The sequence below is a fragment of the Mastigocoleus testarum BC008 genome (assembly GCF_001456025.1).
In the GTDB taxonomy this organism is placed as follows: Bacteria; Cyanobacteriota; Cyanobacteriia; order Cyanobacteriales; family Nostocaceae; genus Mastigocoleus; species Mastigocoleus testarum.
Map to the genome: position 1 here is coordinate 1 of NZ_LMTZ01000045.1, position 18,508 is coordinate 18,508.

An 18,508-nucleotide genomic window follows, 5' to 3' on the forward strand; every position below is an offset into this window, starting at 1 on the left:
TCGATAATGGTCCTGTTAGGGTAGAAGCAATTTCCACTGATGCAGCAGGTAATCCTTCCAATCCTGTTAGTGAAACAATTACTCTAGATAAAACTCCACCAATCACACCAGCTATCAAAACTCCAATTGAGGTTGATGATGTTGTTGACGCTACAGAAATTGGGGATGTTCTAGTTGAAGGTACAGCAGAACCTGATAGCACNACAATTACTCTAGATAAAACTCCACCAATCACACCAGCTATCAAAACTCCAATTGAGGTTGATGATGTTGTTGACGCTACAGAAATTGGGGATGTTCTAGTTGAAGGTACAGCAGAACCTGATAGCACCATTGATGTTAAATTTACTGACCCCAATGGTAATCAAGTTACTACTCAGGTTAAAACAAACCCCAATGGTGATTGGACATTAACTGGAAATGAAGTTGATTTAACACCTTTAGATGATGGTCCTGTTAGTGTTGAAGTAATTTCCACTGATGCAGCAGGTAATCCTTCCAATCCTGTTAGTGAAACAATTAATCTAGATAAAAATCCACCAGCACAACCAGCTATCAAAACTCCCATTGAAGTTGATGATATTGTTGACGCTACAGAAATTGGGGATGTTTTAGTTGAAGGTACAGCAGAACCTGATAGCACTATCGATGTTAAATTTAGTGATCCTAATGGTAATCAAGTTACTACTCAAGTTAAAACAAACCCCAATGGTAATTGGACATTAACTGAGAATAAAGTTGATTTAACACCTTTAGATGATGGTTCTGTTACTGTCGAAGCAGTTGCAAAAGATGAAGCCGGAAATAAGTCTGCACCTGTGAGTGAAACAGTCACCAAAGACATTACTTCAAATCCACCGATCGCTCCAGATTTGGAAGCAAGCGATGATAGTGGAGTATCTGACACAGACGATATTACATCAAACACTACACCAACATTTACTGCTCCAGCAGAAACTGCGACCCCTGGCGATACAGTTACTCTTTACGCTGATGGAAAACCAGTTGGTACTGCAACGATTGAAGCAGATGGTAGTTATAGTGTCGTTCCTGACAGCCCATTATCAGAAGGTAAATTTGATATCGGTGTTACTTTTAAAGATTCTGCAGATCCAAATGCTACTGAGTCACCTTTATCTCCTGTATTACCAGTAACTATTGATAGTTCTACTCCTGAACCAATAATCACTACTCCCCGAAAAACTGGCGATATCACACCAGAAATTACTGGTTCCGCAGAACCTGGAACTACAGTTACTGTTGGTGTCGATATAAATAGTGATGGTACGCCAGAAGCTATCTATGAAATCATCACAGACGTTGGAGATAACTGGAACATAGATCTGGAAACTGCAATACCTAATATCGGTTCTACCCCCACATTTAATGATGGTGATAGACCCACAATTACTGCGTTCGCAACTGATGAAGCAGGTAATACGAGTCCAGAAGCAAGTAAACCTTTAGAAATTGATATTGATATCCCTGCACTGACCCCACCTACCATCACTTCAGCTGCAACTACCAGTGACACCACACCAGAAATTAGTGGTACCGCACAACCTAATATCAAATTAAGCCTAGAGATTGATGCTTCGGATGATGGTACCCCAGAAGCAACTTATGAAACTACTGCTGACCCACAAGGTAATTGGAGGATCGACCTAGAAACTGCGACTCCAAAAAATGGCGCTGCTCCCACATTCAATAATGGCGATCGAGCAAATATTAAGATTATCGCAATTGATAATGCTGGTAACAGCAGTGATGCTGCAACTCAACAACTTATCATTGACCAAGCTGTAACAGATGCACCGGTAATTAATTCTCCCACTATTACTAATGACACTACACCTGAGATTACTGGTACTGCACAACCCGGTATTAATCTCACAATCGAAATTGACAGCGATGGTGATGATACTCCAGAAGCGACCTACCAAACCACTGCTAACGATCAAGGTAGATGGAGAATTAACCTGGAAACCGCTGACCCCATTACCGGTTCTACTCCTAAACTAAGTGATGGCGATCAGGTTGGTATTACAGCGATCGCTATTAGTCCCGATGGTAATAATAGTCTAGAAGTAAATCAAAAGCTAACGATTGATACTACCGCACCCACAATTACAATTAATCCTCTAACAACTAGAGACAAAACTCCGGAGATCGCGGGTACAGTTAACGATCCACAAGCAAAAATCTCAATTACCATCGATGGTATTAATTACGATGGTATTAACAATGGTAATGGTTCTTGGGTCCTGACTGATAACACTATTGCTAGCCCTCTACCAAATGGTAGTTACAGCATCATAGCTTCTGCTACTGACCCTGCAGGTAATTTTAGTCAGTCTGAGAATCGACTAGTTATCGCCGCTCCACTCCCTAAAGACGATAACATCAGAATCCCGAGAGGTCCCAGTGGCGATATTAGGATCGACGTTCTAGCTAATGACTTGGATCTGCAAGGGGAGATTTTATCTATTATTGATGTCAAACAACCAAAGAATGGTCGCGTTTCCATTGATGATAATGGTACTCCCAATGACTCAAGTGATGACCGCTTAGTTTATATTCCCAGTGCTAATACAACTAATAACGTTGTGATTAAGCAAAGTAATATTAGCAGGGGTGTTTTCTCGCTTGGTGGCGATTCATTCCAAGATAGTTTCTCCTATACCGTTCGCGACTCCAGCGGTAACGAGCAAACCGCTACGGTAAATGTGAAAGACCAAGTCAAACTGAAATTCAACTTGGATATAAATAACGCTGATTGGCGTAATGAAATCGGTATCTTCAAAGTTGATGATGCTGCTGGTACCATCAATGGTATTGCTCCCGGTCAACCCGGTTATATAGAAGCTGCTTTGTCATCTGGAAAGGTTATTTTCTCCGCTTTGAGTCAAAAGTCTCAGCTATTTGGTCAAAACCCAACTCGTATTATTGATAGCTTCAGTAGTAACGATAATCTTGGTTTCTTCTTGGTACAAAACAGTACTGTTGATGCTGTCCTTGCGGGGGGTAACGCCACTGTTATATTTGGTAGTGCAACTGCTAATGGTGACCAATTCCAGAACTTAAATGCTGCTCAAATTGCTAGCGGTCAATTCACCTTGAATTGGGAAGATACCACTGGTGGTGGTGACCAAGATTTCAATGATTTGGGTTTGACTGTAGAAACTACTACCGAAGATGGTCCTCTTGGTTCTGCTTTACAAGGTGGACAAAATCGCGAGTTAATTGACGTTACAGAAACTAATTCTGCTGTTACTTCTACTCAAAAAGTGATTGCGACAATGGAAGTATTTGGCGATTCTGCTTTCGATAACGTTACTGGTTTGTACCGCATTGCTGATGAAAGTGGAAAAATTATTGATTCTCTTACCGGTCAAACTTTCAATCCTGGTGACCAAGGTTACGCCGAAGCTGCGATGAGACAAAGTATGGGTCAATTTAGCGAAGACGATAATGGTGCAACTATTACCCTTGATGGTGATGCTCTTTATGCTCCTTATCTTCTTGCTAATGGTAACACCGATGATATTTACTTCACCTTTTTAGATGCTAACAGCGATGGTGCTGACCACATTCGTTTACTTGGTGACAATACCTTTGGTTTTGAAGACCTTAGAGGTGGTGGCGATCGCTCCTTTGATGACCTAGTTGTCAAGATGAATCTCACTATTGGCTAATATCAATCCAAATAGGGCTTTGCTGCAATATTGTGCCAAAGTCTGCTTATTCAAATAATGGTAGAGAGATTCTATATTCTTTGTTTAATTACCTTATCAGTTAAAACACGTGTATTGTCATTAACACATAGTAAAGCTTTTATACTTTTTATATTACATTGTTTTGTACAGGTAAAAATACTGATGTTATAAGTCACTTATAACACTATTATTAAGGTTAGATTAATATTGACTCTGTGTGACTGTTGTTATTCAAAATAAAATATTAAATATGGTGAGATTAGCTGTCGATAAGTTTTACGAAAATTCAAAAAATTGGTGTTTCCATAAAAGCAAGACTCATGAGGCAATTTCGTACCCATTCCTTTCATAGGGTAAATGGAAAATACCTTATGGCTAAAATTGATGCAGCAATAGATTGAGCAAGGGCAAGAATTAAGTGAGAATTATCGCAATATTCTTTTACGGCTAACTTTAAATAGGCAAATTTAATTTTTGAGTATCTTCAACAAAAATTTATCTAGAAAATAATCATCAAATATAGGTAGCTCAATAACAACAGTAAATCCATAAATAGCTCTAAAAGAGAGGGAATATAGCACTACGTGATTAGCAAAGTTAAAAAGTTAAGAAATTGATGAATGCTGAAATATTTAACTTGTAAACTTATGTCCTAGGGACACGCATTCACGCAGTGTGACGCGTTCATAAAGTGTTAGCAAGGCGGGGCGTAAGCACAGACACTGAAGTGTCTACAGCGTCATAACCTATAGCTGCGCTACCTACGGATCCGGTACGCAATAACTACGTTACGCTAACGCTAGCCGCTAGGCGCTAATGCATTTTGCTGTCTTTATACCCGGCTACATTAATGCCGTATATACAGTATTTTGAGTTTTTTATTTGACTCGCGTGTAGTGCTATAGCCTTATTACCATTTCAGTTTTCTGGACTATCTCAATTACACAATTTCAATACTACTCACTGAATAGACTCAAATATAAGGATTATACCAATTATGACTATTGACGCATATCAAGTTACTAAGTTTCAAGAAATAGCTTTTTTTGATAGCAATGTCAGCGATTATCAAGGTTTGATTGCTGGTTTGAAATCCGGAATTGAAGCAATTATTCTCGATCCAACAAAAGATGGTGTCGAACAAATTACGACTGTGCTGGCTAATCGTTCCAATATTGCCAGCATTCACATTATTTCCCATGGTTCACCCGGTTGTTTGTCTCTCGGGAATACTGAACTTAGCCTTTCCAGTCTCAACCGTTATACTGAGTATTTGAAAAGTTGGTTCCAAAATAGCTCCTCACAATCCCAACTCCTCCTTTACGGTTGTAATGTTGCTGCAGGAGACGCAGGTGAAGAGTTTATTACTAAGCTCAATCTCTTCACTAGAGCCAGTGTGTACGCTTCTACGACTAAAGTTGGTAACTCAAACTTAGGAGGGAAATGGGAACTGGATGCAATTATTCCTACATCTACCCTCAAAAGTGAAATTCAGGAAATCTCACCTTCTCCTTTTTCCCAAGAAACTCTCAGGCTCTACTCTGGAATTCTAGCTGATACAGATGGTGATGGTGTTGATGATGACTCCGACCTAGACGACGATAACGACGGTATATTGGATACGCAAGAAGGGTTTGTCCCTGGAGGCAATACAGGAAAGGTTGTAGATATCCTTCCTGGAAAAACAGGAAGTTACACTATCGGTGGTGCAAGCTTTGGAAACCTTAATTCAAAAGTCAATAATCCCTCCAACTTTGGAACTGGCGGAACAGTCACCGAAGCTGCGGTCACGATTAAGAGCCAAACCGATACGATTGATGCGACCTATCTCGACCAAGGAAATCTTCTTTTTGGTGGATATAACTCTGATGGTTCCTACTCTGCAGCAGAATTCACCGCGATTGAAAATTGGTTAAATAATGGTGGTGTTTTCCTATCAACCAATGATAATAATAGTTACGATCCTGTTTCAGAGCATTTTGTATTGCCTGCAGGTTCTAACCGGAATGTTTCTACGAACTGGATCATTCAGAATGTGGATCACCCGTTGGTAAATGGTAATAGCGGTTTAGGCGTCGATCTTCGCGGTAAGACGATTGTTGCAACTGGCGCTTATAGTGGCTTTGCTGAAGCAGATCTTCTACCCAGTGATATTGTCTTAGCACGAGATAGTGCAGGTGCAAATTTACCGACTGTTGTGCTCCGAGAGTTTGGTGACGGTTACATCATCTTCACAGGAGATGAAGGGATATTCCGTAATGTTTCCTCAGGTTCATCTTTCTTATCTTCAGATAACGAAGATGCTTTTGCCGCAGCCATCATCGGCTGGGCTGTAAATACTGCAAGTACCCCCGCAAGCACGGATACTGACGGTGATGGTGTCGCTGACTACTTAGATCTTGATAGCGATAATGATGGAATCTCAGATTTGATAGAAAGTGGTCAGGATGCGAGCGCTGTCGATAGTGATGGCGATGGTATGCACAATGACAGTGGTGAAACTTACACTGATGGGGTATCTGATGATGCAAACGGCGGTGCAGGAGTAACCCCAGTTGATAGCGAAGCTACCAAGGATGGCGTTGCCGATTTCATCGATCTCGATTCCGACGACGATGGTATTCCTGATGCGGTGGAAGCCCAAGCTACTAGTAGCTATACTGCCCCTGATATTACCAATAACGCTACCAACAATGGGGTCAACGACAGCGGTTTATTCGTTCCCATTGATAGCGAAGCTACCCCCGATGGTACCCCCGATTTCCGGGATACCGACTCTGATGATGACACCACAGATGACGCTACAGAATCTGGTTTAACTCCTGGTGCTGACAGTAATGGGGATGGTATTGGTGATGGAATTAATGCGTCTTACACTGACCCCGATGGTGATGTGAATGATCCTGCAACAGACTTGGCGGAAGCGGACGGTAACACTAGTGACGTCGATTTTCGTTCATTACCCAACCTAGATCCACCGATCGCTCCAGACTTGGAAGCTACTGACGACAGTGGAGCATCTGACACAGACAATATCACCTCGGAAGACACACCAACATTTACTGCTCCTGCAGGAAGTGGTAATCCTGGAGATACGGTTACTCTCTACGCAAATGGAGACCCAGTTGGAACAGCAACGGTAGACAAAGATGGTAGTTACAGCGTCAATCCTGATGACCCATTACCAGAAGGTACCCATGATATTGGTGTAACCTTCACTGACYCARCAACTGGTACTGAATCACCTCTATCTCCTGTTYTACCAGTAACCATTGATAGTTCTGCTGTTGACCCAATAATTACCACTCCAATTGAAGGTGATGACATTATCGATTCGGGTGAAGTTGGTGATGTGGTGGTAGAAGGTACTGGTGAGGCTGATAGCGTTGTTGCTGTCAAATTTACTGACCCAGCAGGTAATGAAGTTACTGCTACTGTGACCACAGATCCCAATGGTGATTGGACATTAACTGGTAATGAAGTCGATCTAACTCCTCTGGATGATGGTCCGATCACTGTAGAAGCAATGTCTACAGACCCGGCAGGAAATGAATCTGCACCTGTAACTGCAACTGTTAATAAAGACACTACTCCAGATACACCGATCGCTCCAGACCTAGAAGGTACTGACGACAGTGGAGCATCTGACACAGACAATATCACCTCGGAAGACACACCAACATTTACTGCTCCTGCAGGAAGTGGTAATCCTGGAGATACGGTTACTCTCTACGCAAATGGAGACCCAGTTGGAACAGCAACGGTAGACCCAGATGGTAGTTACAGCGTCAATCCTGATGACCCATTACCAGAAGGTACCCATGATATTGCTGTCAGCTTTACCGACCCAACAACTGGTACTGAATCACCTCTATCTCCTGTTTTACCAGTAACCATTGATAGTTCTACTCCAGAAGTAGCAATCACAACTGATGAAACAACTAACGACATCACACCAGAAATAACTGGTACCACGGAACCGGGAGCTAAGGTTAGTGTCAAAGTTGATGTTTCGGATGACGGTACTCCAGAAGCAACTTATGAAACCGTTGCAGATCCAGAAGGTAACTGGAGTGTGGATCTAGAAACWGCAACACCAGTAGATGGTACAACTCCCACACTTAATGACGGTGACGTACCCAAGATTACTGCAACTGCAACTGATGAAGCGGGTAATACCAGCCCAGAAGTGAGCAAATCTCTGGAAATCGATACTGCTGCTCTAACTCCACCTGTTATCACCTCACCTGCGATTACCAGTGACACCACACCAGAAATAACTGGTACCGCACAACCAAATATCAAACTAAATCTGGAAGTTGATGTAGATGATGATGGTACCCCAGAAGCTACTTATGAAACCATTGCTGATGATGAAGGTAACTGGAGTGTTGATTTAGAAACTGCAACACCGATAGATGGTAATACCCCTGTATTAAGCAGTGGAGACAAACCTCAAATCAGTGTGACAACAGTTGATGCTGGTAACAGCAGCGACCCTGCAACTCAACAGTTGACCATTGAACAGTCTGCACCTGATACACCTGATACACCGGTAATTAATCCCCCCAATATCACAAACGACACTACCCCTGAAATTACTGGTACCGCACAACCCGGTGTTAACCTCACAATCGAAATTGACAGCAACGGTGATGACACTCCAGAAGCAACCTATGAAACCACTGCTGATAACCAAGGTCGATGGAGAATTAACCTCGAAACTCTAGCACCAAAAACTGGTTCTACTCCTATACTCACAGATGGTAACCGGATTGGTATTGCAGCAATTGCTATTAGTCCTCTTGGGAACCCTAGTCCCAGAGCAAATCAGCAATTAACCATTGATACTGCTGCACCCGGTATCACCATCAATCCCCTTAGAACCAGGGATAACACTCCACAAATTACTGGTACGATTGACGACCCACAAGCCAAAATCTCCATTACCATCGACGGTATTAACTACGATGGAATTAATAATGGTGATGGTTCGTGGATTCTTGCCGATGGTGCGATCGCTAACCCCTTACCAAACGGTAGTTACAGTATTATTGCCACAGCTACTGACCCTGTAGGTAATTCCAGTCAGTCTGAGAATCAACTTGTTATCAATGCTGTGCGTCCTCAAAATGATAATGTCAGAGTTCCTAGAGGTGGCAATGGTAACATCAGGATTAATGTTCTTGCTAACGACTTTGACCCTGAAGGAGAAACTTTATCCATTGTCAGTGTCAGACAGCCAAGAAATGGTAGTGTTTCAATTGATGATAACGGTACTCCTAACGACTCAAGTGATGACCGCTTAGTTTACACTCCCGGCGCTGGTACAACCAATAACGTTGTCATTGAGCAAAGTAGCATTAGCAAGGGTGTTTTCTCACTTGCTGGCGATGCATTCCAAGATAGTTTCTCCTACACCGTTCGCGATGCTAGTGGTAACGAAGAAACCGCCACAGTTAATCTACAAGACCAAGTCAAACTTAAATTCAACTTGGATGTCAATAACGCTGATTGGCGTAATGAAATCGGTATCTTCAAAGTTGACGATGCTGCTGGGACCATCGACGGTATTGCTCCCGGTCAAGCTGGTTACATCGAAGCTGCTYTATCATCGGGTAAAGTTATCTTCTCTGCTTTGAGTCAAAGGTCTCAACTATTTGGTCAAAACCCAACTCGTATCATTGATAGTTTTAGTAGCAACGATAATCTTGGTTTCTTCTTAGTACAAAACAGTACTGTTGACGCTGTCCTCGCTGGTGGTGGAGCCAATGTTATATTTGGTAATGCATCCGCTAATGGTGGTCAGTTCCAAAATTTGAATGCTGCTCAAATTGCTRGCGGTCAATTCACCTTGAACTGGGAAGATACCACTGGTGGTGGTGACCAAGATTTCAATGACATTGGTTTGACTGTAGAAACTACCACTGAAGATACTCCCCTTGGTTCTGCTTTACAAGGTGGTCAAAATCGCGAGTTAATTGATATCACYGAAGCTAATTCTGCAGTTACTTCCACTCAACAAGTGATTGCAACAATGGAAGTATTTGGTGTTTCTACTTACAATAATATTGCTGGTTTATATCGCATTGCTGATGAAACTGGCACAGTTATTGACTTTGTTACTGGTCAAACTTTCAATCCTGGGGATGAAGGTTATGCTCAAGCTGCTTTGAGACAAAGTATCGGTCAATTCGGTGAAGAGGATACTGGTGCAACTATTACCCTTGATGGTGATGCTTTGTATGCTCCTTATCTCCTTGCAGATGGTAACACCGATAATATGTACTGTGCCTTTTTGGGAGCTAACAGCGATGGTGCTGACCACATTCGTTTACTTGGTGACAATACCTTTGGCTTTGAAGACCTTAGAGGTGGTGGCGATCAGTCCTTTGATGACTTAGTTGTCAAGATGAATCTCACTATTCGCGCTTAGTCAATTAAAAATAACACTTTGCCACGATACTGTAGCAAAGTTCTAATTTCATAAGTTTGTAGAGATATTACTTGCGGTATCTCTACAATTTTTTTGATACAAGTGACGTAGTCGTAGCCTCTAATTTTTGGTACATCTCTACCTCATTACTTGCTGTTACTTATTACTTATTACTCATTACTGTGCGCTGTCGCGCCCCGCAATACCTTACGGTACGCTACCGCTAGCTGCTAACATTACTCATGACTCATTCCCCAATTTCCTAATCCGGTAATCCAGCAAACACCTGCTTAACTATTTCCTTAGTTTTTTCATCCAGATTATGCCAATCTACATCTCCTGTCTCATCAATTAAAGTAGTATCGATCGCAACATCTGAATTTTCTGTGGAAGAATAATCTAAAAAACATATTCGATAACACAATTCCCACATATCAATATTTATCTCTTTCCCTTGACGCTGCAAACACAGATGATATCCTGGTTGTGGGGTTGGTAACTCGGCAAGATTTTGTCTAATTTTTAAAGCTTGTTCAGGTGTAGCACTTTCTAACTCTTTAAGTAGCTGAGTTACAAGTGTCTTTACTTCATCTGTGGTATCAGGATTCCAAATAGTTACATCTTGGTAATTTCCCTTCCAAGAAGAAATTTCTAGTTCTTTGCGGATATTATCAACCAAACGAATAAATGCAGGTTGCATCAAAATTTCAGCCTGTTGCCACGTAACAGAATCTGATATGGTTGGCGGCATATGTATAAATCGGTATAAAAAATAGGTTATAAAAAATTTAACAAAGTGGAATGAGAAAATTAAAGTTCTTCTCACAAATCTTTTTTTTCAAGATAGCGGATTTTGTTCGCCAGAGAGTGGAGATATTTATTATCACCTTTAAAATCGGGTGTTAACACTGGGGAGGGATTATGATAAATACACTATTAGACCATCGATATCAAATAATTAGAGTTTTGGCAACTGGAGGATTCGGTAAAACTTATATTGCCGAAGATACAAAAAGACCAGGACGTCCTATTTGTGTAGTCAAACATCTTAAGCCCACCAGTGAAGACCCAAAAATTTTTGAAACAGCCAAACGTTTATTTCAAAGTGAAGCAGAAACTTTAGAACAACTAGGTAACCACGACCAAATACCCCGTTTGCTAGCATACTTCGACCACAATCAGGAATTTTTCTTAGTACAAGAGTTTATTGAAGGACATACTCTGAGTGATGAACTGGTTACAAACCAAAAATGGAGTGAAAGCGAAGTTGTAGAACTTTTAGAAGAAGTTTTAAGTATTCTGGAGTTTGTCCACGATCAAGGAGTAATTCACCGCGATATCAAACCGGATAATATTATTCGTCGCGCTTCAGATAATAAATTAGTTCTGGTAGATTTTGGGGCTGTCAAACAGTTGCGCGGTTCTCACCCCCATGGAATTGGTATTCCTCAACATACAGCAACAGTAGCAATTGGTACCCCTGGTTATATGCCCACGGAGCAAGGACAGGGTAAACCCCGTCCCAACAGCGATCTGTATGCTTTGGGGATCATTGCAATTCAAGCACTTACGGGTGTAGCACCAATCGACCTACAAGAAGACTTGGATACGGGCGAAATACTATGGCAAAACTTAGTTGCAGTTGACGATCAGCTAGCGGCATTTTTGAACAATATGATATCTTATCATTTTAAAGACCGCTATCAAAATGCAACTCAAGCCTTAAAGGTATTGCATTCCTTTACTCCTGAAATCTCAAATCGAGGATACGCTCGTCATTCTAGAAATTTGGGTGTTGGGTCAATGCGTGTAAATACACAACAAAAAACAATTGCATTTGCACCCGCAAACCCGGATATTCCCGCAGAAAAACCAATAGAAGTACGAAGGAGATCGAATCGTCGTGATTCTGGGGGGTTCGATTTCTTACAAGTTCTTTTTTTAGCAATGTTAACTGGTGGTGCAGCAGTTGTTACTCCTTTAGCAGTTGAAGCATTCCAAGGTCTAACAAATAATTTCTCCTTTGCTAGCAACACTTTACCTGGATATTGTGTTGCTGTAGTTGCGGGTGATAGCAACATCCGTACGGAACCAAGTTCTGTAAATCCAAGAACTATTGTCAAAACTCTTAGTAAAGATACTAAATTAGAAGCTATAGGTAAACGTACTACCCGTGGTTGGGTACAGTTAAAACTTAATTCCGGAAAATTGGTTTGGGCGCATTCAGATGCAATTAAAAATAATGATGAATGGAAGTCCTGTCTGCGAGATAAACATATTACTATCACGACTGTTGATGATCGCAGTTTAGTTGCAGATATTCCCGTACCTCAAACCCAAAGAAAATCTTCTCAGGAAACACCAACTACTTCCGATGAAGTAACAGAATCTCCAAAAGCTTCTTTCTGGGATTTATTTAAAAATAAAAAACAGGAAAAAACAGATTCTGCGACTCAAGAGGGGAATCGAGGAGATAAAGCTGTTAAAGAAGCTAGAGAAAAATATGAAAATGGGGATATTAAAGGAGCAGTAAGCATACTACGTTCCCTTGAATCTAAAAAAAACCAGGTTAAAGAAACAACTGATATGATTTCCCAATGGCAAAAAGATTGGGCTAAGGCGGAATCTTTATTTGAAGATATTGATCGCGCAGTTTTAGAAGGTAAGTGGGATAAAGTACTCGAATATAAAAATAACCCAGAAAAATTACCCGATATTGAGTATTGGAGAAAAAAAATAGATCCTTTGTTTCAGCAAGCGAACAAAAATTCAGTTGATGATAAAACTAATGGGAGTGAAACAACTGAAACTGCTCGAGCAAAAGAGTCTAAAGCTGACAAAGAATCTTCTGATACTGGGAAATTAACAGAAAATAAAAATATTAAACCTAAGCCAGAAAAATCACTAGCTGACAATATTCTCCAATGGTTTGAAGGTAATTAAATTTTATGTTTTATTAAAAGCTAAGTAAAGCTCTTGTAAATTGCAATTGTAGCTGAGTTAATCCTTCTTTCAATATTTGGTTTGGCGAGAGTTCGATCTGACAACAGCTTGTGAATTTATAAGCATCGTAATAATTTTTCAAAATGTGTCTTATTGTATAGGTTGACTGACTTCCTAAATGAGCTGTGTCATTATTCTTTCACCAAACCTAAAAAAGATAAGATGATCGTTCCCAAAGCAGTCAAACCAAAATTATTACCTTCTATAAGATTAGACAATCTAGAAAAATTACCTGAGATCGCTGCGATCTATTTTGTTCTTAACGATAAAGAAGAAGTTCTATACATAGGAAAAACCGAAAATATAAAACAGAAATGGAATAGCAATGCTAAACAAGAATTATTAAAAGTGACGAGGAATGCAATAATAACCTACTTCCCAGTAGCTTCTGCTGATAGTTTGAATCAAATTGAGACAACTTTAATCAAATGGTTCAAGCCAGAATACAATGTCACAGAGAAAAATGACTGCCAATTTCGATAAAAAATATAAATTTCAAATCTCAATTTTTATCAATCATTTTGATTTTGCAACGCTTCAAAACCCCAGTCGTATTACGTCCGGCTAAACAGTTATCACATCTGTGGGGGCGAAGTGATGAGTAATAAGTAATAAGTAATAAGTAATAAGTAATAAGTAATAAGTAATAAGTAATAAGTAATAAGTAATAAGTAATTGTTAGCGTTCACCGCAGGTGCATCTTGGACGCGCTTACAGCGAACAGCGGGGCGCGTAGAAGCAAGCACGTGTACCGGTTTGGACGCGTCTAAAGACGAATGCACGCGTCTGACTACGTTAGCGCAGCAAGAGGCTTTGCCGTCGCCTTTCTGCTCTAGGTATTGCGCACAGTAAAAGGGTTATTAGGTAATAACCGCCGTCTTTTCAATAGGGTTATATAGTAATACCAATTTAGAAAAATAATCTGTTGCAATGATTTATTTAGTTGGTATTACTAATTAAAATTAAGCGGACTTGATATCAAATAAGCAAAATATAATACAGGGGCTTACTTGTCGTAAACCCCTGTGAATCATCAAAGAAAATATGGCGTAAATTGTTTTTTGAAAAGTAATTTTACCAATAAATGGCTAATCAATTTTTACTCGGAAACGAATCAAACCAAAGTTATCAGGAAGAATTTCGTTAATATTGACAACTACTGCACCATCGGGATTATTAGGATTTTGACAGGCGTCTCCACCGGTTCGATCTGCCAAAGGTCTGAGGGGAGAATAAAATGTTCCTCCGTCTGTATCTTCAGTATTTGTCAAACTCCTTGCTGATGCATTCCCCTGTTGTAAACTAATTCCCCTACCAACACCAAAAGTATTTAGACTAAAGGATGTTCCCTGAGGAATCAAGTCACATATACGGACGTTTTGCTGCGGTGCACCACCTTCAGCTAAGAAGTAAATTGTATATTCCACCTCATCGCCACTTTTTGTTGGCAGTTCCAGTACGCCAAAAAGTCTATTCCCCAACGCTCGATTTAATACATTATCATCATTGCCAGTACCGTCTACAAAAGTATTAAATGAACCAATAGGTTGACCGTTGCTTCCAAATGCACCGGTAATTCGTTTCACCAACCGCAGATTAGTTGGAGCTCCTTCGCCAACATTTCCGCCACGCAGACCAAAATCAACATCATCTACATTTTGTCCGATGAGAAGATTAACTGTTCTTTGCGAACTACCAGTAGTAATTTCAGGAAAATTATCAGGAGGAGTAAGGGTTACTCGATAAGGACCAGGAGGTAAAAGCTCAAAGCGATAAAACCCATTGTCATTGGTGGTAGTTGTCCTGTTAATGTCATCAGCGGTGCCTAACTGATTGTCTTGTCCAGGTAAGGTAAGAGTTACAGTTGCGTTAGGAATTCCAGGTTCGCCCTGATTTTGAACCCCATCACCGTTACGGTCATTAAAAACTGTGTCGCCTATAGAACCAGGTCCAATACAAAGATTGAATCTGGTTAAACCAATAGTCTCATCCTGTTGGGGTACCCCGAATTCCGTTCCTGCTGTATATTGAATTTGAATTTGGGTTACCGGAGCAGTAATTGTGGCTTCTACATTACCATCACTACTATCACGAGTAGCATTTTCGTTAACACCTCTAGCGACATTATTATCTACAGCAACGTTTGGTCCAAGCGCTGTAAGATTTACGCCCACGGGTGTATTAGCGTTGAATGCTCTAACCGTTACCTGGTCTTGAAAAGTAAAGCCAAGATCGCGCTCTCCGTCACGGTCGATATCCACTAAAAGCAAAGGATCGAGCTGAATTGGTTGAGAAAAATTTATGGTCAAAGTCGCGCTACTACCTGGTGGTGCTGCTCTATCTTCTGCTCCAGTTGGATCCTGCAAACCTATATTGAATTCTAAATTGGGACCGGGTTGTCCTCCATAAACCCCGGAAGTAATTCTAGTTTCCTCATTGTCAATTACTTGTCCGGGGATACTTTCAGTAAATTGAAAAGTTGTTATAACTCCACCTGTATTTGGGCTTTGACTTTCAATTCCCGCTCGATTATCCGTAGGAGTCCAATTAACGACGGTTGGAGTTGTTCCCGCAGGACAACTTGTAGTTGGGGTTTGTGCCAAAACTCGATTATCTTGTAACAGGTTTCCCCCAAATATCAGTTGTGGTACGGTAAAAACCAAAGTTAGGAAACTGCTTCCCAAAGGTTTCATCATTCCCCTGAGCATGGGCTGAGTCTGAGAAGGGGAAAATAAAATTGGGAATGAATACTTCTGATTAACAGATACTTTGGTTGAAATTTTATCGTATCTTATTGGCGAGTTATTCTTCGAACTACAAGGCTCGCGATCTTGTCCGCGATTATTTGGTTTTGCCAGTAAATGTTTAAATAAAGCTTTCATTTTTAGCTTGCTAAACAATAAAAAATGACCAGTTGGGCTGGGAATTATGGGTTACTAAGGACTGCCTGGAATTGCAAACTGGAAACAAATTAGGAACCAATTACCAATTACCGATTACCAATTAGCAAAACCTTTATCTTCCTTCTCTTTTACGTCTTCTTTCGATTTGCAAATCATCTTCTTGTTCTTCAATAATTAGATCGACCCCTCTAATATCCTTGAAGATAATTTCAACGCGGCGATCGCGAGCATAATCTACAACACCTGTACCATCTGGAACTTTACGTTGAGATTCACCAAAAGTACGGATCGTCATTCTTTCCGGAGCAATACCTTTGCGGAGTAAATAATTTCTTACGGATAACGATCGCCTTTTACCCAAAGCTAAATTGTAAGCGTTACTAGCACGGGGGTCAGTATGACCTTGCAGTTCCACCACAATGAATGGATATTTCTGTAATACTTCTGCTACGCGATCAAGAACTTCCCCACTAGTTTCACTAATAAAAGATTTATCTAAGGCGAAGTGAACGTTACGTGGAACTTTGATTTTAAGTGGTGGTGGTGGCGGTGGCGGTGGAGGAGGTGGTGGTGGTGCCGGTGGAAGCGGTCGAGAAATACATTGGGGTATCGGTATGGGGGTTTGTTTCTTCGGACTAGGACCAATATTGGGTTTAGTTTGAGGTGTCCCAATTAATGCGGCAGCTGCTGGTTCTGAGGTACCGTATTTGGGATCGCTTGCGATCGCACTGACTAAATCCCCAGTTTTTAAATTATTTAACTGAACTGTGAATTTACCATCTTCATTAACTGGTACCTGGGTTAGGATTTCTGATAGTGCTCCATATCCAGGAGTATAAATTGCTTGCTTTCCTGTTTGATAATCACTAAGGCGATAAATTGTTACTTCACTGCCCCGATCAGCTTTTCCTTCCACAGTGACTGTAGTACCATTAGGAGCAAATGTCCGAGAAGTAAATTTGGGAGCATTAATTGCTGCATTTCCCGTATCTCGACGTCGGTTAGAAGAATTTCGCTTGGGGTTAGGACCATCTCCCCTTTGAAAATCAGACACTCCTAAATTTCGTTGAGTATTTAGATCGATACTCAAACCTTCTAAGGCAGTAAATTTATTTTTTTGAATTAAATTACGTTTTGTTTTAGGGAAAGCAGAAACTACAACCCCAGGACCTGTTTGATTGTCAATTTCATTACCAGTAACCCGGTGGTCGCTACCCATCAAATAGACAGCCGCTCTACGCAAACGTCTGCCATTGTAAGTAATTTTGTTATTTTGCAGCAGTACATTACCTTTTGGTTTAAATAAATATACTCCAGCGCCATCATTCGCACAAATTAAATTTCCGGTAATTTGGGAATTATTAACTATGCCTTCAAGCCTAATGGCGTCGGGCATTCCAGCAATTCCGTTACCTATGATAATATTTTCAGTTACTGCGGTATTCTCCGCCCTGACTGAAGTAATAATTGCACTACCTTCATGAAAGGAAATTCGGTTGCGACGAATTGTTGCACCTTGAGAATTGAAAGCGTATATTCCAAAAGCTGACGTTTGTTCCGGAAGTTTTTCATCTCGGGTCAAACCCAACCAATTATCTTCAATGACAACCCCCTTCGGCGCTACGTCTTTGTCATAAAAGGGAAAGTTATCATTGGGGGGTTGTTGTTGGCTGGTATCGGGCGGAGGTAAGCGATGGGCAATGACAATATCTCCTGGTGGAGTAGTCAAAGTTACTGGTTTGGGAACACCATCGTAAACTAATAAGTTACCCAATTGTTGCTTAATTGGGCTGGCATTAAACCCGTACAAATTTAAACCGCGAATAGTAATTCGATCTGCAACAACAGTTAAACCCCGAAATATTTCTTTACCAGCACCTGGGGTAACTGTCACCACTGGAATTGGAATTGCAATTTCAGCCGTTGCAGATTTATCGGGCTCGTATCCCGGTTGGGTAGTACCATCGACGATTAATCCTGGTACAGCTAAATCTGGTAACTGTTTGTGCAGTTCAATCGTAGTCGCGTTAGGCAAATTAAATTCAATTCGGGAAGTGCTCCTATCACCCACAGCTTTAACTTGCGCTCGTTCGCGATCGCTGAGTTGCTCGATGGTTAATGTGCCATTTACCAGTTCAATAGCTTCCCGTAGTGTTAGCTTTTCATCAGGTTGAACGTCACCATCTCCCTCGCTATTTACTACTACCTGCAAAGGTGCAGGTAAAGTAACCCCTGAGTTTTTTCCTGGTAAATTTTGCTTTTGAGCAAGCGCTAACCCTGAGGGAAACAGGTAAAAAGAAACAGGTAACAGATATAACGGAGCAGGTAAAAATTTAGCTTTTGGTATTCGGATAAACGAATGAAAATTGGGGGTGGGGAGTTTACCTCTCCCCAATCGCCAGTTCCCACTCACCATTCGTTTAAGATGAACTTTGAAACTGGGCATTAAA

The 18,508-nt window shown here is 40.9% G+C and carries 7 protein-coding genes; 4 read left to right on the forward strand and 3 right to left on the reverse strand.

Features of this window, described 5'->3' with window-relative positions; all coding sequences use genetic code 11:
- Positions 1 to 254 precede the first annotated feature (254 nt).
- Both BC008_RS08465 and BC008_RS08470 read left to right on the forward strand, forming a co-directional pair.
- Positions 255 to 3,695 (forward strand): Ig-like domain-containing protein, encoded by a 3,441-nt coding sequence (locus tag BC008_RS08465; protein WP_456152288.1) that lies wholly within the window; start codon positions 255 to 257, stop codon positions 3,693 to 3,695.
- Positions 3,696 to 4,713: 1,018 nt separating this feature from the next.
- On the forward strand, positions 4,714 to 10,152 hold the full coding sequence (locus BC008_RS08470) for an Ig-like domain-containing protein (RefSeq protein ID WP_058183426.1): 5,439 nt from the start codon (positions 4,714 to 4,716) through the stop codon (positions 10,150 to 10,152).
- A 262-nt stretch (positions 10,153 to 10,414) separates the two neighbouring features.
- On the opposite strand, the gene BC008_RS08475 is transcribed toward BC008_RS08470, so the two are convergent.
- Complete coding sequence (locus tag BC008_RS08475) at positions 10,415 to 10,903, reverse strand: hypothetical protein (protein ID WP_027846734.1); 489 nt, start codon at positions 10,901 to 10,903, stop codon at positions 10,415 to 10,417.
- Positions 10,904 to 11,073: 170 nt separating this feature from the next.
- On the opposite strand from BC008_RS08475, the gene BC008_RS08480 reads away from it, so the two are divergent.
- Positions 11,074 to 13,095, forward strand: coding sequence for a protein kinase domain-containing protein (locus tag BC008_RS08480; RefSeq protein ID WP_063800753.1), 2,022 nt, complete (start codon positions 11,074 to 11,076; stop codon positions 13,093 to 13,095).
- A gap of 222 nt (positions 13,096 to 13,317) precedes the next feature.
- Entirely contained in the window at positions 13,318 to 13,638 is a 321-nt protein-coding gene (locus BC008_RS08485; protein ID WP_058183427.1) for a GIY-YIG nuclease family protein, read from the forward strand.
- 605 nt (positions 13,639 to 14,243) lie between these two features.
- Here the strand turns inward: BC008_RS08485 and BC008_RS08490 are convergent.
- Positions 14,244 to 16,037: an SdrD B-like domain-containing protein gene (locus BC008_RS08490; RefSeq protein ID WP_027843954.1), complete on the reverse strand. Its 1,794-nt coding sequence runs from the start codon at positions 16,035 to 16,037 to the stop codon at positions 14,244 to 14,246.
- Between the two features lie 133 nt (positions 16,038 to 16,170).
- On the reverse strand, positions 16,171 to 18,504 hold the full coding sequence (locus BC008_RS08495; RefSeq protein ID WP_082650514.1) for an OmpA family protein: 2,334 nt from the start codon (positions 18,502 to 18,504) through the stop codon (positions 16,171 to 16,173).
- Positions 18,505 to 18,508: the final 4 nt, after the last annotated feature.

What these genes read in the sequence shown, in the direction of transcription:
- BC008_RS08475 (WP_027846734.1), bottom strand. Translation starts at nt 10,903, where the DNA reads ATGCCGCCAACCATATCAGATTCTGTTACGTGGCAACAGGCTGAAATT.
- BC008_RS08480 (WP_063800753.1), top strand. Translation starts at nt 11,074, where the DNA reads ATGATAAATACACTATTAGACCATCGATATCAAATAATTAGAGTTTTG.
- BC008_RS08485 (WP_058183427.1), top strand. Translation starts at nt 13,318, where the DNA reads ATGATCGTTCCCAAAGCAGTCAAACCAAAATTATTACCTTCTATAAGA.
- BC008_RS08490 (WP_027843954.1), bottom strand. Translation starts at nt 16,037, where the DNA reads ATGAAAGCTTTATTTAAACATTTACTGGCAAAACCAAATAATCGCGGA.
- BC008_RS08495 (WP_082650514.1), bottom strand. Translation starts at nt 18,504, where the DNA reads ATGCCCAGTTTCAAAGTTCATCTTAAACGAATGGTGAGTGGGAACTGG.